14 protein-coding genes and 1 tRNA gene are annotated in these 18,655 nt (G+C 62.4%); 11 read left to right on the top strand and 4 right to left on the bottom strand.

Going from position 1 to position 18,655, the window contains the following annotated elements; translation table 11 throughout:
* Nucleotides 1-142 precede the first annotated feature (142 nt).
* The 5 genes from ACE1EY_RS05280 (at nt 143) to ACE1EY_RS05260 (ending at nt 2,406) form a co-directional block, all read left to right on the top strand.
* On the top strand, nt 143-865 hold the full coding sequence (locus tag ACE1EY_RS05280; protein ID WP_291512904.1) for a DUF481 domain-containing protein: 723 nt from the start codon (nt 143-145) through the stop codon (nt 863-865).
* Complete coding sequence (locus tag ACE1EY_RS05275; RefSeq protein ID WP_291512905.1) at nt 865-1,176, top strand: NAD(P)H-dependent oxidoreductase subunit E; 312 nt, start codon at nt 865-867, stop codon at nt 1,174-1,176. The genes ACE1EY_RS05280 and ACE1EY_RS05275 overlap by 1 nt, the downstream gene beginning before the upstream one ends.
* A 145-nt stretch (nt 1,177-1,321) precedes the next feature.
* Entirely contained in the window at nt 1,322-1,750 is a 429-nt protein-coding gene (gene rplM, locus ACE1EY_RS05270) for a 50S ribosomal protein L13 (RefSeq protein ID WP_370299623.1), read from the top strand.
* Between the two features lie 3 nt (nt 1,751-1,753).
* The gene (rpsI, locus tag ACE1EY_RS05265; RefSeq protein ID WP_291512907.1) at nt 1,754-2,146 is read left to right on the top strand and encodes a 30S ribosomal protein S9; all 393 of its coding nucleotides are present in this window, start codon (nt 1,754-1,756) and stop codon (nt 2,144-2,146) included.
* Between the two features lie 186 nt (nt 2,147-2,332).
* Nucleotides 2,333-2,406 (top strand) — tRNA-Gln (locus ACE1EY_RS05260).
* Here ACE1EY_RS05260 and ACE1EY_RS05255 read toward each other — a convergent pair.
* Complete coding sequence (locus tag ACE1EY_RS05255; protein ID WP_291512908.1) at nt 2,374-2,586, bottom strand: hypothetical protein; 213 nt, start codon at nt 2,584-2,586, stop codon at nt 2,374-2,376. The genes ACE1EY_RS05260 and ACE1EY_RS05255 overlap by 33 nt on opposite strands.
* Here ACE1EY_RS05255 and ACE1EY_RS05250 point away from each other — a divergent pair.
* From ACE1EY_RS05250 to ACE1EY_RS05225, 6 genes are all read left to right on the top strand, one after another.
* On the top strand, nt 2,576-4,444 hold the full coding sequence (locus tag ACE1EY_RS05250) for a cytochrome c3 family protein (RefSeq protein WP_291512909.1): 1,869 nt from the start codon (nt 2,576-2,578) through the stop codon (nt 4,442-4,444). The two genes, ACE1EY_RS05255 and ACE1EY_RS05250, sit on opposite strands and share 11 nt — an antisense overlap.
* Nucleotides 4,445-4,509: 65 nt before the next feature.
* On the top strand, nt 4,510-4,875 hold the full coding sequence (locus ACE1EY_RS05245; protein WP_373928049.1) for a hypothetical protein: 366 nt from the start codon (nt 4,510-4,512) through the stop codon (nt 4,873-4,875).
* A gap of 584 nt (nt 4,876-5,459) precedes the next feature.
* Nucleotides 5,460-8,462 carry a S8 family serine peptidase gene (locus tag ACE1EY_RS05240; RefSeq protein ID WP_370299621.1) on the top strand — a complete coding sequence of 1,001 codons (3,003 nt, stop codon included), beginning with the start codon at nt 5,460-5,462 and terminating at the stop codon, nt 8,460-8,462.
* A 513-nt stretch (nt 8,463-8,975) separates the two neighbouring features.
* Nucleotides 8,976-9,575, top strand: coding sequence for a hypothetical protein (locus ACE1EY_RS05235; RefSeq protein ID WP_373928048.1), 600 nt, complete (start codon nt 8,976-8,978; stop codon nt 9,573-9,575).
* Nucleotides 9,576-9,578: 3 nt separating this feature from the next.
* Nucleotides 9,579-10,673, top strand: a complete 1,095-nt coding sequence (locus ACE1EY_RS05230) for a DUF1513 domain-containing protein (protein ID WP_370299619.1) — start codon at nt 9,579-9,581, stop codon at nt 10,671-10,673.
* Between the two features lie 93 nt (nt 10,674-10,766).
* The gene (locus ACE1EY_RS05225) at nt 10,767-11,522 is read left to right on the top strand and encodes a TetR/AcrR family transcriptional regulator (RefSeq protein WP_370299618.1); all 756 of its coding nucleotides are present in this window, start codon (nt 10,767-10,769) and stop codon (nt 11,520-11,522) included.
* On the opposite strand, the gene mdoH is transcribed toward ACE1EY_RS05225, so the two are convergent.
* From mdoH to putA, 3 genes are all read right to left on the bottom strand, one after another.
* A complete protein-coding gene (gene mdoH / locus ACE1EY_RS05220; protein ID WP_291513822.1) occupies nt 11,504-13,891 on the bottom strand; it encodes a glucans biosynthesis glucosyltransferase MdoH in 2,388 nt (795 codons plus the stop codon). The genes ACE1EY_RS05225 and mdoH overlap by 19 nt on opposite strands.
* Nucleotides 13,891-15,351, bottom strand: a complete 1,461-nt coding sequence (locus ACE1EY_RS05215; RefSeq protein WP_370299617.1) for a glucan biosynthesis protein — start codon at nt 15,349-15,351, stop codon at nt 13,891-13,893. Before ACE1EY_RS05215 ends, mdoH begins: the two co-directional genes overlap by 1 nt.
* 185 nt (nt 15,352-15,536) lie before the next feature.
* Nucleotides 15,537-18,650, bottom strand: a complete 3,114-nt coding sequence (gene putA / locus ACE1EY_RS05210) for a bifunctional proline dehydrogenase/L-glutamate gamma-semialdehyde dehydrogenase PutA (RefSeq protein WP_370299616.1) — start codon at nt 18,648-18,650, stop codon at nt 15,537-15,539.
* Nucleotides 18,651-18,655 lie beyond the last annotated feature (5 nt).

Here is an 18,655-nt window from a genome sequence, read left to right as displayed (position 1 = left end):
CAAGCGCTTCGATCACTTGGCGCCGCTGCGAGTCGCTGCTTGTTTCGGCGGTCGGCCCGACATCGGGCGCCGAGCCGGAATCATCTGCGCCGCCATGTGGTCTACCCGACGATTTTCCCAGTTCACAAAGAGAAGCTAGACGATGATCAAACGCGTAGGAATGCTCGCGAGCACGATTCTGTTCCTGACCTCGGCCGGTGTGGCGCAGGCGGCTATCGGAGGTAAGGCCGAACTGGGGGTGCTGAAGACCAGCGGTAATTCGCAGTCGCAGAGCATCAATACCTCGATCGCGTTGCAGCACGAGGTCGGTCGCTGGGAGAACCAGTTCACCGGCACGATCTTCACCGCCGAAGAAGACAACGAGCAGAACGCCGAGCGCTACTCGTCGACCTTCAAGACCAGCTTCGACTTCACCGAGTTCAACTACGTGTTTGCCAACCTGTCCTACGAAAAGGACTTGTTCGGCGGCGTGCGCGAGCGCACGACCGAAACCGTTGGTTACGGTCGGCGTCTACTCAAGAGTGATCGGAACGAGCTGAACGTGGAACTCGGCGCCGGTGCCCGGCAGCAGGAATCACAGAAGCCCGAATCACTGCGCGAAAGCGACGCGATTGTGCGCGGCGCGCTGATCTATGAGTTCGAGATCAGCGAAACCTCCGAGTTCACGCAGAAACTGCTGACCGAATCGGGCGAAGAAAACACGTATACGGAGTCTGTGACGGGCCTGAAACTGACCATCATCGGTCCGACATTCGCCGGCATCACCTACACGGTGAAGCACAACAGCAACGTGCCGGACGAGACCAAGAAGACCGACACCTATCTGTCGGTGTCGCTGTCCTACGAATTCGGCAAGGATGACTAATGGGCCACTACAAGCACCACATGTTCTTCTGCTGCAACCAGCGCGAGGATGGCGACCGCCCAAGCTGCCAGGAAAACGACGCCGACCACTTTCGTGACTACGTCAAAAAGAAGATCAAGGCGGAGGGTTTGGCAGGCGAGGGGCAGGTTCGCATCAACAAGGCCGGCTGCCTGGATCGCTGCGAGCTGGGACCGGTTGCGGTCGTCTATCCGGACGAGACCTGGTATACGTACATCGACGAATCGGATCTCGACGAGATCATCGAGTCGCACCTGAAGAATGGGCAGCCTGTCGAGCGACTGAAAATCTAGCCGCGACGCAGGATTTTTCCCGCCCGGCCCACGTTCGAAATCTTCTGCCCGCAGGCGGTTGCGCATTGTGACCGGCTCGGCTAATATTTCGCGCCCTTTCAGCCGGCACCCCGGTTGGAACCCTATTGAATTCCGGATTTGCAGCATGAAAACCTTTTCCGCCAAGCCGGCCGAGGTCACGCGCGACTGGTTGGTCGTCGACGCCTCTGACAAGACTCTCGGTCGCCTCGCCAGCGAAATCGCCAACCGGTTGCGCGGCAAGCACAAGGCCATCTACACCCCGCATGTCGACACCGGGGATTACGTGGTCGTGGTCAATGCCGAAAAGGTACGGACCACCGGCAACAAGCTGCTTGGCAAGACCTATTACCGTCACACCGGTTATCCGGGTGGCATCAAGGCCACGACCCTGCAGAAGATGCTCGAAACGCACCCCGAGCGCGTCATCGAGTCTGCGGTCAAGGGCATGATGCCGAAGAACCCGCTGGGCCGTGCGATGTTCAAAAAACTCAAGGTGTATGCGGGTGCCGAGCATCCCCACACCGCTCAGCAACCGATCGCCGTCGAGTTATAAGTCATGGCAGAAACACAGAATTACGGCACTGGCCGTCGCAAGACCGCGACCGCGCGCGTCTTCATCAAGCCGGGCTCCGGTCAGATCACCATCAACGGCAAGGCTGTTGAAGACTACTTCGGCCGCGAAACCTCGCAGATGGTGGTTCGTCAGCCGCTGGAAGTCACCGAATCCGTCGGTCGTTTCGACATCAAGGTCACCGTCGCAGGCGGTGGTCCGGGTGGCCAGGCTGGTGCCGTGCGCCATGGCATCACCCGCGCGTTGATCGACTACGACGAAGAAAACCGCAGGCCACTGCGCGGCGCCGGTCTTGTCACTCGTGACGACCGTCAGGTCGAGCGCAAGAAGGTTGGTCTGCACAAGGCACGTAAGCGCCCGCAGTTCTCCAAGCGCTGATATCGGCGGATCTTTTCGCGCGACTGGGCGTTGCGTGATTGGCTGCGCTGCGCACGTACTGATGTACGCTCCGCTGCTCGCCAATCCCGCGCCTTGATTCGAACGAAAATCTCTCGCCCAAATCGGTTAGCCGAGTTGGGGTGAGAGCGGGGCGGCGCTAGAATTGCCGGCCCAACGATCACCAGATGGGGGATCGTCTAACGGTAGGACTACGGACTCTGACTCCGTCAATCCAGGTTCGAATCCTGGTCCCCCAGCCATAAAATCGCATTGGCCATCAATGCGGCAAGAAAGCCCGGCCCAAGCGTCGGGCTTTCTTTTGCCTGAGACCCGAAATACTCGGGCTTTTCAGTGTTGCCGGATTCCCAAAGGATGGTTAGCGTTTGGGCCTTGTTACGTACCTCGCCTTGCGGCAAAGGGAATCGCTGAATGCCCAGCACCCTGGAAGTGGACGCCGCTCGACGTCGCGGCGCCGTCATAACACTGACGCTGCTGATGCTCGCCGTGCTGCCAGGCGGCGTGGCGCTGGCCGAGCGCGACCCGTTCGGCTGGGCTGGTTCGGATAGCTGTCGTTCCTGTCACCAGGATCACTACGCTAGCTGGCACCGGACCTTTCATCGCACCATGACGCAGGAGGCGACCGGGTCATCTGTGCTTGGCGCTTTTGATGGGCGTGAGGTGACGTACTGGGGGCGCACGATCCGACCGGTAGAGCGTGACGGGCAGTTCTACTTCGAGTATCTGGACGCACCGGGCGGCGACGTCGCGAGTGTGGCTCACATCACGCGAACCGTGGGCAGCCATCGTTACCAGCAATATCTGTCGCAGGGGTCGGCGACCGGCGATAACTATATTCGCCTGCACCTGCTCTGGCATATGGGCGAACAGCGTTGGGTACATATGAACGGCGCGTTCCTCTATAGCGATGATCAGGGCTTCAATGATCACGCCGCGACCTGGAATCACAACTGCATCTACTGCCACAACACCGGGCCACAGCCCAACATCGTCAACTACGAGGCCTTACATCGGCGGTTGGCGATGGGCGAGCGGCTGAATTTTCTAGCCAATGCTCGGTATGAGTCGCAGGTCGAAGAGTTGGGCGTCGCCTGCGAATCTTGTCATGGTCCTGGTGCCGAACACGCCGCGCAGATGCGTAACCCGTTCAAGCGCTACTGGCATGCCTTTAACGAAGATGCCGAAGTGGAGGGCATCGTCCATCCGGGCAAGTTGCCGCCCGAGCGTTCGGCGCAGGTCTGCGGCCAATGCCACGCGCAGCGACTACCGATTCGCACCAATTTGGTCGAAACCTGGCTGAAGACCGGTCCCACCTACCGGCCTGGTGATGACCTACTGGATCACGTCAGCCTGATCTCACCGGACACGCCCGGCACGGTGACCAAGCCGGACATATATCGTTTGCGTTTCTGGCCGGATGGCACGCCGCGATTATCTGCCTATGAGTACACGGGATTGAGACAAACCCCGTGTTTTACCGAAGGCAAAGCGACTTGCATCAGCTGCCACGAGGCGCATGGCGGCAGCGCCGAAGGCATGATTACGGAGCCGAACCGCGCCGGCGCCAGTTGTCTGAATTGTCATCAAACCATCGCGGCGGATGTTTCGAAGCACACCCGCCACCCGGCCGAATCCGAAGCCAGCGACTGTGTGAGTTGCCACATGCCGCGCATCGTGTACGGGGTGATGGCGATCCATCGAAGCCACGACATTGAAGTGCCAGACCCGGTTGGCCATGCGGAGCAGGATCGCCCGGATGCCTGTAGCAGCTGTCACCTTGATAAGAGCGCTGCCTGGTTGGCGAGCACGATCGGCGAGGAGTCGCGTCCTGCCGCGGATGCTGGCACGCCTCAGTGGCTGATGGATTTGTTGGGCGGCGATCCGGTGCAGCGTGCAATCGCTGCCGAGGCGGCGGGTCAAGACGGCGTGGCGTTAACAGGCGCTGCGCGGCTGTGGTTGGTGCCGCCGCTACTCAACGCGCTCGCGGACGGCTACCCGGCCGTTCGCCGATTTTCTGCCAACAGTTTGCGAACGCTGGACGAACAGTTCGGAACTGAGGGTCCGCAATTCGGGGTCTTGTTGGATCACTATGATTTCATTGGCGACGCGGTTACGCGTCGCGAGTTGGGGCGAAAGTTGTGGCGGCGTTGGCGTGACTTCGCAGCTCAACGCCGCGATCAGCCAGCCTGGATTGCTGGTGCTGCGGTCAACCCCAACCTATTGTCGGAGTTGCGCGCCCAGGCACGGGCGAATGCCAAGCGAATCGAGATCGGGGAGTAGGCTTGAAAATCGATACAAGCGACACGCCGGTGCGTGCATGTTTGCGGTTCGGCTGGACTGCGCTGGTGATGTTTCTGCTCCTGGGGCTGACGCTGGAATTTCTGCATCTGGTCAAGGCGCCGTGGTACCTGGATCTGCGCATCCGCCGAGAACTATGGGTGCTGGCACACGCGCATGGCGCATTGCTGGCGCTGCTCAATCTGGCTTTTGCGGCGACCGCCGGTGCCTGTATTACTGATGCCCGGAGCCGAGCCTTGGCGTCAGTCATGCTGCGCTGGGGCAGCGGGTTGGTTCCCGCCGGTTTCCTGCTTGGCGGTGTCGGCAACACTGAATCAGATCCGTCGCTGGCCATTGTCCTGACGCCCATTGGGGCGCTCATGGTGCTGTATGCCTTTACTGTCATGTCGACCGCGGCGTGGCGACTGCGCTGACAGGCTGGTCGCACGCTGGTGAACCGCAGCCGGGGGCGGCCGTTACGCAACCGCGGAGATGGTTATCGCACTCAAAAGGGGCGCTGCCCCGCTACGGGATGCCTCAAGCCTCGTCAGTCGGGCTGAATCGATCACGGATAGTTGCGCTAGCCCCGCTGAGCAAGTGCGGTTTTCTTGCGGAAATGAGCGTCGATCTCTTCGCTCCGGGGGGTGGTCGAGGCAGCGAAAGACCGAGGTGCATCAGGCGGGATCTCAATGGCCGATGCAGCGTAATCATCCGTTCATCCGTCAGAAAATCATTGGTTCAACGGGGCGGCTAGGTGAAGCGGCGGGGTGGGCTGCCGTGGCTCCTGGTGTGGCTGCGGCACGGGCGCGTGTACGCAGGAGCCGAATGTCGCTGGGGTCCGCTTGCAAGGGAGTTGCTACTGAGGTAGTAATTTGTGGGACAAGAGGCCCAAAGTGCCATTGCGTGAATAACGGCACGATACTTGCCGTGCGCAGGCCTCGTCGCATGTAACTTCGCCGCTTGGTGCAGTCCGCTAGGGCTGCCGGCCGAGTCAAATCAACTCCCTGGGGAGGGTGTAATGAAACTTGTACCAATGTTGGTAGCAGCAGTCGCGGCTGTTGCTCCGCAGTTCGCTTTTGGCCAATCACTTACCGAGTGTGAAGCCACATTTGTTGGAACTGCAGGGGATACGTCGTCTGCCGCGTCCGGTGCTGGCGCTGATGTCGTCGTCGACCCCAATCTCAAATTCGGTCAGACCGACACGCTTATTCTCAGCTTCTCCGGCACAGACAATCATCGACTCGCGCTGCCCGCGCTGACGGCCAACCTTCCGCTTCAGGCGTACCTGTCCGATGGCGCTTTCGCGCTGAACAACCTGCCGCTGTTGGCCCTGCCGGTTTCGCTGGTTACCGAACAACTGGTCGAAGGCATCATCGATGTCGGACAGTCATTCGGCCTGCGCTCGATCTGGAGTAACCACGAGCTGGAGTACTACCTGGCCGAGTCGTCGGACCAAGTAGGCGCACCGTTCGCTCGCGAGCACTTCGGCGTCACCGGTGCCGGTGTTGGTGTGGCGATTGTCGACAGCGGTATCGACCAACTTCAGGGTGATTTCGACAACGTCACCTTCAATGGCCAGCTGAACCCTGCGGCGCTCGCGGTGAACTTATCGGCGATCGATCGATCGTTGATGTTCATTCCGACTGAGAACAGCGACCTGACGTCAGGCCATGGAACCCATGTGGCAGGTACGGTCGCTGGAACGGGCGCAGTGAGTGATGGCCTGTACGTTGGCATGGCGCCCGAAGCGAACCTCATTGGTTTCGGCATGGGGCTGGTCGTACTGGTCCTGGATGCCACGCTTGCCTACGACTATATGCTGGACGAAGGGTTTATCACCGAACATAACCTTCGCGTGACCAACAATTCCTACGGCCCGATCGACCCGGTCGATTTCAACCCGAACGCCCCGATCAACCTGGCGATCAAAGCGGCATACGATGCAAACATCATTACCGCTTTTGCCGCGGGCAATGACAACGGGCCGGACTCCATCAGTCCGTACGCGATCAACCCTTGCGCCATCGGCGTAGCCAGTGGAACGAAGAGCGGTCGCTGGAGCGACTTCTCCAATACCGGCAACCCGAACGACCGCGCGCGTGACCCTGACATTACGGCGCCTGGGTCGAGCATCGTTGCCGCCAAGTCGACAACCAGTGCGGCGGTGCCAGCGGCCAACCCGTTCTATACGTCCAAGAGCGGCACTTCGATGGCCACGCCGCACATCGCCGGTATCGTCACGTTGATGCTCGAGGCGGTACCGGAGGCGAACTTCGAAGAGGTGCTCGAAGCGCTGAAAGTGACCGCCGACCCGATGTTTGACGGGAATGGCGACATGTACGGGTCCTGGATCGTCGGTAGCGGGATGGTCAATGTGCCGAACGCGATCGCCCACCTGCGGGGCGAGGCGCCGCCTGATGTCCCGAAAGAAGTGGTCGACCTGCTCGATGCCTGCGAGGCGCCTGGCTTGCGGATCTTGACGGATTCGTCCGGCGATATTCTGATCGAAGGCAACCCGGCATCTCCGCCGAGTCTGGATGCCGAGTACCTCGCCGTGGTTCAGCCTTACAGTGCATCCGGTGAATACCTGCTTGAGCTCCACTTGAAGATCGCGGACCTGACGACGCCTGCGCCGGGAACCATCTACCCGTTGGAATTCAAGATCGGAGACGACGCGGGTGAATTCGAGGCATTCCTGGATGCGACCATCCCGGTGGCTCCAGTTCTTGGATTGACCTACACGCCGGCGGGTGGCGAGTCGCAGGATGTGCCGCTGCACGAAAGTAGCGAGTTCACACCCGAGGGCCTGATCCGCTTCGTGCTATCGCCGGATGATGTACCTGCGTTGGCAGGTCCTGAGCAGGATCGCATCCACAGCTTCCTGACCCGCGTGGCCTTCGGTGTCTTGACGCCTGACAACATGCCGGGCGATCTGGCGCCTGCGGGTAGCTACACCAGCCTCGCCGCACAAGCCTGTGCGCCTGGTGATGTGAACACGCCTCCTGTCGCTCAGGCGATCAGCGTGACCACGCCATACGAGACGGCTGCAAATATCACGCTGAGCGGTACCGACGCCGACGCCGGCGACCAGTTGAGCTACTCGCTCGAATCGGACCCGAGCTCCGGTGTGCTATCGGGTTTTGATTCAGCCAGTGGTGCTGTGATTTACACACCCGAAGACGGCTTCTCTGGAGCCGATTCCTTCACCTTCTCGGTGACTGACGGCATTGATTCATCCACGCCTGCAACTGTCTCAATCACGGTTGAAGAAGAGGGTGAGGAGCCCAGCGAGCCGGTTGACCGCACGTTGGTCGCTGAGCTGGAATGTGTGGCCGATGAGAACGACTCGTTCGTCTTTCACTGCGATGCGTCTGATTCCTATTATGAGGAGGAGCCGACCGCGGAACTGAGCGGCCCAAGGTTCGAATTTGGCAGCGACGGAACCATTGAGCAGACCGACCCCAGCTCCCCGACTGCGACGATTCGCTACGACGCCGCCGGGACACATTCGGTCTACGTCGTGGTCACGGACCAGGATGGCAATACGGACTACGCCGAAACGACCAACGAGGCCGTGCTGGTCATCGATGTGTCCGATGACCCGGTCAACGCAGCCCGCTTGAAGCTGCAGGCGGGTTATCAGGCCTCCGGACAGGTGCCTCACGAAGTCGGCTTTGACGCCACGACCAGCACCACGGCGCCGGGTTACGCCATCACCAGCTATGCCTGGGACTTTGATGGAGACGGGGCGGTGGATCTGACCGAAACCAGCGGTTTGGTCGAGTTCGTCTATACGGCGGCAGGCACGTTCGAACCGACCGTGATGGTGACGTTCACCAACGACAGCGATCCGCAGCAAACCGAAACGTCTACAGCGAAATCCGAGGTCAGCGCAGTACCCGCAGATCCAGCCGCTGAGCCCGACGCGACGTCAGGTGGTGGCAGCGGTGCAATGGGTGGAGCGCTGTTGCTGAGCTTGGCAGGCCTTGCTGGCTTACGTCGGCGCCGACGCCTGCATTGATGCCAGAGCGCGTTTAGAAGAAGCATCATTCAGCCCCCGCCGATTTGATCGGCGGGGGCTTTTTCTTGCCTCTGTTGCTGCGGCAGGACCTAGCTGTTCGCTCCTCGATCAATGCCCCGAAGGTGCTCGGCGGTCACTGTTGCGTAGCCGGGAACTCCAGATCTCGGTCAACGCGGACCGGTTCGTGAGCTTCCGGCGGTGGCATGTAGAAGAAAAAGGCTGGCAGATCGATAGCGCGGCGATGCGGCCGTACGAAGGGTTCAAGACCTTCACGATTCCGTCGCCCGCCCGCCCGCCCGCCGTGAGAATCCCGACTTCAGCTGGGTGCTGGAGACCGTGCCGCTGAAGCCGCCTGTGTTGTCCGGAGCCGATTCCGAGGTCGATTCCGAGGTCGACGCCGCATAGAGCCAGCGACGCTGGCTCAGGGGGTCGGAGACCAGTCGGAGCTCGGGCCGCGAATCTGTAATTGCGTTGCATTCTCAATTGAATGCATGGACGATAGCCGCTTTGGTCATGGTCTGCGTGCTTTACGCGGGCGCCAGGAATCCGGAGGAAGCGGTGTATCGAGTCTGTGCAGTGGCGGCAGTCGTGGTGTTGGCGGCGTGCGGTCAGAGTGAAGAAACCCCAAACGAGTCGGTGTCGCTAGGTAGCATCAGCCTGTCCGAGCAGGCGACGACCGACCTGCAAACCTATGCTACGAAGGCGAGTGCCTTTGTGCAGAGCTTCGATTCAGGCGCCGACGACGCAACGCTTAGCGCCCAGGCGCAGGCGTTGATGGATTTGTCGGAAACCATCGTGCCCGCATACGTCGAGGTCTACCCGGGTTGCAAGGAACACCTCAACGCCGCGCTGAAGATCACCGACACCTGGCAGGACCTGGACCCGGAAACCATCGAACGTGACTACCACCAGGACGCCGCGCTGCCGGATCCGGCGCCCGGCGCCGACTGTTATCACATGAAGGATCTGGTCGTGCATCCAGCCACCGCACTGGCCTTGCTGAACCAGCCGGAAGTAGATCGCGAACAGGTTCGTCATGAGATGGCCGAAGTGGCGGCACATGCCGGTGCCGTGCGGACCGGCGTCGGATTCAATTCCTCCGACGGGGACTGAACCGTGGCGGGCCCGCAGGGCGAACCCTTCTCGCGGCTGTCGCGGCGGCGTGTTCTGCAAGGCCTGGCGGCGGCGGGTTTCGTCACCACTGGCGGGCTGGTCACACTGCGCGCCTCGGCGCAGACACCGCGGTTGGTCAGCGCTGTCCGTCGTTCGGATGGCAACTATGCGGTGGTCGCGCTGGACACCACCGGAGCGCTCGTCTGGGAGTTCCCGCTTCCGCATCGCGGCCATTCGGTGACGCCTTCCCCGAATGGCCAGGTCATCGCCGCCTTTCCGCGGCGGCCTGGGCAGACGGTCTGGTTGCTGAGCGCCCGTTCGGGTGAACTCATCCGTTCCGTTGATGCTGGGCCGAATCGGCAGATGAATGGACACGGCGTGTTCTCGGATGATGGCCGGCATTTGTACGTGACCGAAACCGTATTCGGTGCCATCACCAGCGGCGAGGTGACGGTCTACGATCTGGACACCGGCAGCGCGGTTCGCCGGTTTGCGTCCGGCGGCTTGGACCCCCACCAGTGCGTGTGGTGTGGCGATCATCTTGTGGTCGCGCATGGCGGATACATCGAGTTTCAGGACAAGGCTCAGCCCAAGGTGCTGGACCCGACCCGGCCTCCTAACCTGGCCTGGCTGAATGCCGGGACCGGCGCGGTGATGCGGCGGGATCAACTGGACGACCCCCAGCTCAGCATTCGTCATCTGGCAGCCGATCGCGATGGCGTGTTCGCCGGCTTTCAGCACGACGATGGGCCGGCATCCAGCGCGCCCTTGTTGGGCTATGCGACGCCGGAAGCCCCGTTGGCGGCGGTACCGGCCGGCGAAGCGCTGTGGAGCCGCTTCAAGGGCTATGTGGGTAGCGTGGCCATCGCGGCGGGCCATGACGAGGTTGTGGCCACCAGTCCCAAGGGCGGGGTACTCGGGGTTTGGGGCAGGCAGGATGTGCAACTGCGTGAGTTGCGCGAAATCTCCGATGTCTGCGGGGCCGGCGCGACGGATGACGGCTGGATTGCCACCACCGGATTCGGTGTCATTGCCGGTGAGGCCACCGCGGTACAGCGAGCGGATTACGCCTTCGACAATCATCTCGCGGTCATTTGACTGCCGGCCGAGTCAAGCGGCGTGTTTGCTTGATGGTCTGAGCGGTACATAATGAGCCTTCGCAAGGCGATTCGCGCCTTGCCAGGTAATTCTATGGCTGACGCACACGTGCGAGAGGGTGATCGAAGGCGCTTCGATCTCGACTCCGCCATCTCCCAAATCGAAAGTCCGGACATCGATGGCGGCAAGACCCGATGGACGCTGCCGCGCGGCGTTCACAACCTGTCGGCTGCTGAAGTGGAATCTTCTCAGCGGGCACGGATCTTTTTTGGCGTCGTGCACTCCGTGGCGCGCAAGGGTTATACCGCGACCACGATCGCCGACATCTGCGGCCTGGCCAAGCTGTCGAAAACCACGTTTTATCAGCTCTTTCCGGACAAGGAGGCCGCCTTTCTGGCCGGTTACAAGGCCGCGCACGAGGAATTGGTGGGCCTGCTCACCCGCTATCGACAGCGTTCGGGCAGCTGGAGCGACCGGATGCGCGCAGAACTGCGGATTTATCTTGCATTCAATCTGAGCAATCCCTCGCTCGCCAAGTGTTACCTGCTAGAGATTCACGCCGCGGGCGGCAGCGCATGGGAGATGCGGGATTGGGGGCACGAGCAGTTCGCCGAGATGCACCGCGCCCTATACGAGCGCCGGCGAAAGGCGATTCCGGACTTGCCGGAACTGCCGCGAGAGATCTTTCTCGCGGTCATCGCTGCCCTCGAAGAACTGGTGTGCGCCTATCTACGGCGCGACCAGGTCGCCGAAATCATGGAGTTGCTCCCACGCGCCTTGTTCCTAACCGAATCGATCTACAGCGGCCACCCGCCGGCTGTGGCCGCGCTTCAACTTGCCATGGACTGAAGTGGCTCCGGCGACACGTGCCGATCCGGATGCCGGACCAGGACACTCGCACGCCCAGCCCGATGCTCGATCCGCGTGTCCCATGCGGCCTGCACATGTTGTTCAGGCCTGGTCCACACCGCCCAGCTCAGCGCCTGCAAGCCCGGCATATCTCGCAGCAACGCTCGCCAGTCATCGGTGTTGAGGGCCTCCGGCCCGCCGTCCAGTGCACGCCGGGCGGCATCGTTCAAACGCTCACGAATGGGCGAGTGCCGGGATCGCGTGTCGGGTGACATGGTCCAGTGAATCGCCCAGACGATGGGGTCGGCGATGGTATCGACCGCCCGGACCTGCCCGGCAAGCCCCACCGTTTCGGCGCGCTCGACATCCTCGTTGGTCCAGGCCAGCACGTCGGGCGGCGTGGTTTCCTCCGGAGTCATGTACAGGCGCAGCCAGCGCGCAAGCCGACCGAAGGGACGGCTGCCGGAGCTCGCCGCGACCGGAATACTCAGCACGATGGGGCCGAGCACCGGGATGGCCCACCAGAGATACTGCGGACTCAGCCACCACAGGTAGCCGCCGGCGCCGGCCGCGACCGCGGTGGGCAGCGCGAACAGCCGGAACGCGCCGCCCCAGGGCAGATCACCGTCGCCACGTGATTGACCGCCCCAATTGGTTTTCAGCCCGAATAATGCGGAGACCACAAACCCGGTGTGGGCCACCATCCGCAGTGGGGCGTAGAGGCTGGAGATGAGCACTTCGGTGATCACCGACATGAGCAACGCGATGACGCCGCCGAACCCGCGCGCCTGACCCCGCAATATAAGCAACAGCGCGGCGAAGAATTTAGGCGCGATGAGGATGGCCATGGTGGATGCGAACAGGCTGAGCGCCAGTTCGGGTTGCCAGATCGGCCAGTCCGGAAACAGTACGCGCTGGTCGGGAAAGTACTCCGGCTCGATCAGCGTTTCGATGGATAGCTGGATGGTCGTTGCGACCAGAAACAGGAACCAGAGCGGAGCGGATAAATACGCCATCGCACCGACCAAAAAACCCGCCCGGTGAGCGGGGTGTAGGCCCGGCGTATTGAACAGGCGCAAATGCTGGAGATTGCCCTCGCACCAGCGCCGGTCGCGCTCGAGTTCCTCGATCAGATTCGGCGGTGGCTCTTCGAAACTGCCGGGTAGATCGTAGGCGATCCAGACTTCCCAGCCGGCGCGACGCATGTAGGCAGCCTCGACGAAATCGTGGCTTAGAATGGCGCCGCCCAGCGGCCCACCGCCCATGCGGGGCAGCCCACAGTACTTGATAAACGGAGCCAGCCGGATCAGCGCGTTGTGGCCCCAGTACTGCGCTTCACTGAGCTGCCAGTAGTGCAGGCCGGCGGAAAAAACCGGTGAATACACGCGGGATGCGAACTGCTGCACCCGCGCGAACAGCGTGCCGCGATTGGACGGAATCGGCGCCGTCTGGACGATGCCCACCTGCGGCGAGGTGTCGAGAATGCCGACCAGTTGTTCCAGGCAATGGCCTTGGAGCACGCTGTCGGCATCGAGCACCATCATATAGTCGTAGCGATCACCCCAGCGGCGACAGAAATCGGCGATGTTGCCCGTCTTCCGGTTGATGCGGTGGCGCCGCCGCCGATAATGCACGCGGCCGGCCATGCCCAGGTCGCGGATGAGTTCGGCCCAGGCGACTTCTTCCTGCACTTGGGTATCCGGATCGGTGCTATCGCTAAGAATGAAATAGTGCACGCGATCGGCCAGTTCGCTGGACTGGATCGAGCGAATCGTCGCCCGCAAGCCCGCATACACACGGCTCACCGGTTCGTTGTAGATCGGCATCACCATGGCGATGCGGGAATCGCTGTCGGGCAGCGTATCCGGAATGCGCCGGCTGATCCGGAATCGATCAATGCCGGTCAGGCACAGAATCGTTCCGGCAATCGCGGTCCAGAATCCGATCGACACCCAGAAGAACAAGGCGCCGAACAGCAGGCCGATGACCAACTCCAGTCCGCGTTCGCCCTGATGCGGCAACAGGCCGATGAAGTAGATGCTGGCGAAGATGGTTTGCGCGGCCGCGAGCGACAGCAATAGCAGACGGCGCCAGGTCATGATCAGGCGTTCGGAGACTGGCCGGCCGGAACGCGGCGGCGTATCCGGCATGCGTGGGGCCATCGGCGTGCGGCGGAGCGCAGGCATTGACACAAACTTGAGCCGTGGCCATTGGCGCACGGCGTCCTGCGGATCGGTGCCGAACCACCGCATGACCGTGCCAGCAGCGTGTTCGGCGAGCACGGAAAAGCGGGGTGGGCGCCCGTTGCTGCTCAGCGCGCGCAGGGCGTTGCGATGGGTTTGAGCTGCGTCGGCCGCATTGTCAGGCATTAGCTGGCCGGCTCCGTGTAGGTCCAGACCTCACTCATGGCTTTTTGCTCCGCGCCGACGAGCCTGGCTCGCAGTTCGGCCGGTTTTTCCGCATCCGGTTTCAGCTTGCCGCGGATCACCAGCCGCCAACCGCCGGTTTCGCGGTTGCGAAACGCGATCTGCTCGGCCACGACGAAGTGCGGTGGAAAGCTGACGTCTGCACTGACCTGTGCATCCTCGGGCAGCGCATTCAGCTCAGTGCCGGAGAAATCGATCACATAACGGTGGTTGCCTTCGGGGTTGTTCGATCGCGCAATCCGCGTGCTGATCACACGACCGTATTCCGGTCCGGCGAGCTCGTCATGCTGCCAATGGATGATGTATTTCACATGCAATGGCTTGTCGGCCGATAGCCCGTCCTTCGGACGCCAGTAGGCGACGATGTTGTCGTTCACTTCGTTCTTGGTCGGGATTTGCACCAACTCCACCGAGCCCTCGCCCCAGTCTCCGATGGGTTCGATCCAGGCGCTGGGCCGCAGGTGATAATGCGCTTCCAGATCCTGGTAGGTGGTGAAGTCGCGGTCGCGCTGCATCAGGCCGAAACCATGTAGCTGCTTGGCCTGAAACGCATTGATCGACAGTTGCGCCGGGTTGACCAGGCCGCGCCAGAGCCATTCGTCGCCCGCGTGGATGAGCAGGCCGTCCGAGTCGTGGACCTCCGGGCGAAAGTCATTGGATGGCCGCGGCACTTCTTCGCCGTAGTGGAACATGCTGGTCAGCGGGGCGATGCCCAGCTTGGCGAACTCACCGCGGCGAAACAGAGTTGCCTCGACACGCGTCTGCGTGCTGTCGCCAGGCGTGACGAGAAAGCTGTAGGCGCCGGTGACGTTTTCGCTCTCCAGTAGCGCGTAAATCCGGAACTGGTGGGCATCGCGCCGTGGCCATTCGATCCAGAAGCGGGTGAAGGCGGGAAACTCCTCGCCCGATCGCTCACCGGTATCGATCGCCAGCCCGCGAGCCGACAGCCCTAGCCACTGGCCGGCGCCCAACGCGCGGAAGTAGCTGGCACCATGGAAGATGATGAGCTCGTCCTTGTAATCATCGCGGTTCAGCGGGTAGTGCAGCCGGAAGCCGGAAAAGCCCATCGACTTGTCGATATCGGTGGGTGTCGGATTGCTGCCGTAATCGAACAAATCCGTGGAATAGTCGACGCGGCGCACCCCATCGGCCGTGAGCAGATTGATCTCCACCGGCGTGTCGTAATAAAGCCCGAGGTGAAAGAACTGCGCTTCGATCGGCAGATCGGCCCCGCGCCAAAGCGCTTTGGCCGGCCGAAAGCGGATGTCGCGATAGGCGTCGTAATCCAGGCCCTGCAATGCCGGCGGCAACTCGACTTGCCGGGGTTCATAAGGTTTTGTTGCCAGCGCTCTGGCGTGCTCGACCAGCGACGGATAGTCGGTGACATCAGCGGCATGAGACATAGTCGTCCCCCACAGCATCACGACGGTGCTGGCCAGCAGCATCTTCACAGGCAGAGTGCGTGAACGCACTCTGCGATTGGCCCTGGGCATGATTCGGTCCTTTCTTCCCTGATAGCGGCATGCCCCCATCCCATCAGATGGGAGCGCCAGAACGGCGACAAGTTCCCGGCCGGCGAGCAGGCGGACTATTCCAGGGTTAGCAGATGTGCGTTGCCACCGACCGCGGCCGTGTTGATGGTGACTGTTCGCTCGGTGGTCAGGCGGCGCAGATAGTCCGGCCCGCCGGCCTTTGGACCGGTTCCGGACAGGCCCTCGCCGCCGAAAGGCTGCACGCCCACCACGGCGCCGATCATGTTGCGATTGATGTAGCAATTGCCGACCCGCGCCCGCTCGCTAACGCGCTTCCATGTACTTTCGATACGGCTATGCACGCCGAGGGTGAGGCCGTAGCCCAGTGCGTTGATGTCGTCGACCAGCTGGTCGAGCTCCTCGTCGTCGTAGCGCAGCACATGCAGCACCGGCCCGAAGACCTCACCCCCGACTTGATCCAGCGAATCGACCTCGTATGCGACCGGTGGGAAGAAGTGCCCGGAGGCATTGGCACTCGGGACTGCTGCGAGGCGCCGGGCCTCGCGGTCCATCCGTTCGCGGTGGGTGCGGAGGCGTCCCAGCGCCTCGGTGTCGATCACCGGCCCGATGTCGGTGGTGAAATCAACGGGATCACCCACGCGAAGTTCCTGCATGGCGCCGGCCAGCATCGGCAGGATGCGTTCGGCGATGTCGTCCTGCACGCAGAGCACCCGCAGGGCCGAGCAACGCTGGCCCGCGCTGCCGAAGGCTGATTGGACGGCATCCTTGACCACCTGTTCGGGCAGCGCGGACGAATCGACGATCATCGTGTTCAGCCCGCCGGTTTCGGCAATCAGCGGCACGATGGCACCGTTGCGCTCGGCGAGTTGCCGGGCGATCTGGCGTGCGGTATCGAGCGAGCCGGTGAACAGCGCGCCGGCCAGGTCAGGCACGCCGAGCAGGCTGGGGCCGATGACTTCTCCGGTACCTGGCAGCAAGTGCAATACGTCGGCGGGCAGTCCGCAATTGCGAAATACCGCGATCGCGGCGTTGGCGATCAGCGTGGTCTGTTCGGCCGGTTTCGCCAGCACGCAATTGCCGGTGACCAAGGCCGCGGCGATCTGACCGGTGAAGATCGCCAGAGGAAAATTCCATGGGCTGATGCACACCATGACGCCGCGCGGCGCATGCCGAAGCGTGTTGGTTTCACCGGTGTAGCCGGGTAATCGCGTCGCCTCGCCCATCAACTCGCGGGCACGCGCTGCGTAGTAGCGGCAGAAATCCGCAGCCTCGCGCACCTCGGCCTGGGCATCCGCGTAGGTTTTGCCGGCCTCACGGATCAGCAGGGCCATCAGGTTCGCGCGCTGCGCCTCCAGGCCATCGGCCACGGCTTCCAGAATCTTCGCCCGCTGCTCGACATCGCAGCCCCCCCAGTTTCGAAATGCCGTTCGGGCACGGTGAGCGGCGCGGTGGACGTCGTCCGGTGTCGCTTCATGCCAGGCGCCGACATGCCGCAGCAGATTGGCGGGGCAGGTCACGTTGACGCGCGGTGTCGTTGGCTGGTCAGCAGACGTAGAGGGTTGCGCCAGCGGTGGCGACCGGTCGAGCGTGGCGATGGCGTCGGCCACGACCCTACGCTCGCTGACCACCGCTAGATTGAGGCCCGACGAATTCTTTCGATCGGCGTAGATGCCGGTGGGCAGCGGAATACCGGGATGCGGTTTGCTGGCGACGCTGCGCAGTTCGCCCACGGGATCGTTAACTACCTCGCTCACCGGGATGGATTCGTCGAGAATCCGGTTCACGAACGAGGTGTTGGCGCCGTTCTCCAGTAGGCGGCGCACCAGATAGGGCAACAGGTCTTCATGCGAGCCCACCGGTGCGTAGACCCGGCAGCCGACGTTGGCGTAGCGCGATTGCACCTCCTCGTACAGTGATTCCCCCATGCCGTGCAGGCGCTGAAATTCGTAGCTGTCTCGCGGCCGGTCGCGCTGACCATCGTCCGCAAAGGCGCGGATGGCGGCGACCGTATGAGCGTTGTGGGTGGCGAATTGCGGGTAGATCACGTCACGCGCCGCGAGCAGGCCACGGGCGCAGGCGAGATAGGACACGTCGGTGGTGCACTTGCGCGTGAACACCGGGTAACCGGCCAGGCCCTGTTCCTGTGATCGTTTGATTTCGGTGTCCCAGTACGCACCCTTGACCAGCCGGACCGGAATCCGCCGGCCCAGCTCGCGGCCCAGATCCACCAACCATTCAATCTGGGGCAGCGCACGTTTCTGATACGCCTGACACGCCAATCCAAGTCCGTCCCAACCCCGGTTGGTGGGGTGGCGATAGACCTGCTCGAACACGGCAAGCGCCATTTCCAGCCGGTCGGCCTCCTCGGCGTCGACGGTGAGCCCGATGTTGGCGTTGCGTGCAGCCTCGCAAAGCGCGAGCAGCCGGTCGGGGACTTCGGCAAGCACGCGCTCACGTTGTGAGTACTCGTAGCGCGGATGCAGGGCCGATAGCTTGACCGAGATGCCGGGGCCGCTGATGACGTCGCCGGCTTTTCCTAGCCGGGTGCCAATGGCCTTGATCGCATTGGTGTAGGCGTCGAAGTACCGCTGCGCATCGGACGCCGTGAGCGCCGCCTCGCCCAGCATGTCGAACGAGTGCCGCACCCGCGGACCGCTGGCCTTGCCGGCGCGTTTGAGCGCCTCGTCGATCGTACGCCCCATGACGAACTGGCTGCCCATCATGCGCATGGCCTGGCGCAATGCGGTGCGAATCACCGGTTCTGAGCTGCCGGCGATTAACTTGTCCAGCATGCCGCGCCAGGCTTTGGCATCGCGTATGGGCACTCGAATAATGCGCCCGGTGAGCATCAGCCCCCAGGTCGATGCGTTGACGAATAGGGATTCGCTGCGGCCGAGATGCGATTGCCAGTTGGCGTCGCCCAGCTTGTCGGCGATCAGTTTTTCAGCGGTGTCTTCATCCGGGATGCGCAGCAGCGCCTCGGCCAGGCACATCAGCAATACGCCTTCGTCGGATGACAGGTCGTATTCATGCATGAACGCGTCCAGCGCCGATTGCTCATCTTTGCGCCGGCGCACGCCCTCGACCAGCGCCGCCGCCTGTTCGCAAATGGCCACGGAGGCCTCGTCTGACAGGGCGGTGGCCGCGATCAACCTCTCCACGGTAGCGGTTTCGTCAGCTAGGTAATCGCGGTCCAGGGCTAGAGGCACGGAAG

This window comes from Abyssibacter sp. (genome assembly GCF_964229365.1).
In the GTDB taxonomy this organism is placed as follows: domain Bacteria; phylum Pseudomonadota; class Gammaproteobacteria; order Nevskiales; family OUC007; genus Abyssibacter.
This window is presented reverse-complemented; position numbering and strand designations above follow the sequence as displayed.

Excerpts from the sequence above, each read along its gene's own strand:
- ACE1EY_RS05235 (WP_373928048.1), top strand. The coding sequence starts at position 8,976 with ATGGTCTGCGTGCTTTACGCGGGCGCCAGGAATCCGGAGGAAGCGGTG.
- ACE1EY_RS05225 (WP_370299618.1), top strand. The coding sequence starts at position 10,767 with ATGGCTGACGCACACGTGCGAGAGGGTGATCGAAGGCGCTTCGATCTC.
- ACE1EY_RS05250 (WP_291512909.1), top strand. The coding sequence starts at position 2,576 with ATGCCCAGCACCCTGGAAGTGGACGCCGCTCGACGTCGCGGCGCCGTC.
- rpsI (WP_291512907.1), top strand. The coding sequence starts at position 1,754 with ATGGCAGAAACACAGAATTACGGCACTGGCCGTCGCAAGACCGCGACC.
- ACE1EY_RS05215 (WP_370299617.1), bottom strand. The coding sequence starts at position 15,351 with ATGTCTCATGCCGCTGATGTCACCGACTATCCGTCGCTGGTCGAGCAC.
- ACE1EY_RS05240 (WP_370299621.1), top strand. The coding sequence starts at position 5,460 with ATGAAACTTGTACCAATGTTGGTAGCAGCAGTCGCGGCTGTTGCTCCG.
- ACE1EY_RS05280 (WP_291512904.1), top strand. The coding sequence starts at position 143 with ATGATCAAACGCGTAGGAATGCTCGCGAGCACGATTCTGTTCCTGACC.
- ACE1EY_RS05275 (WP_291512905.1), top strand. The coding sequence starts at position 865 with ATGGGCCACTACAAGCACCACATGTTCTTCTGCTGCAACCAGCGCGAG.
- mdoH (WP_291513822.1), bottom strand. The coding sequence starts at position 13,891 with ATGCCTGACAATGCGGCCGACGCAGCTCAAACCCATCGCAACGCCCTG.
- rplM (WP_370299623.1), top strand. The coding sequence starts at position 1,322 with ATGAAAACCTTTTCCGCCAAGCCGGCCGAGGTCACGCGCGACTGGTTG.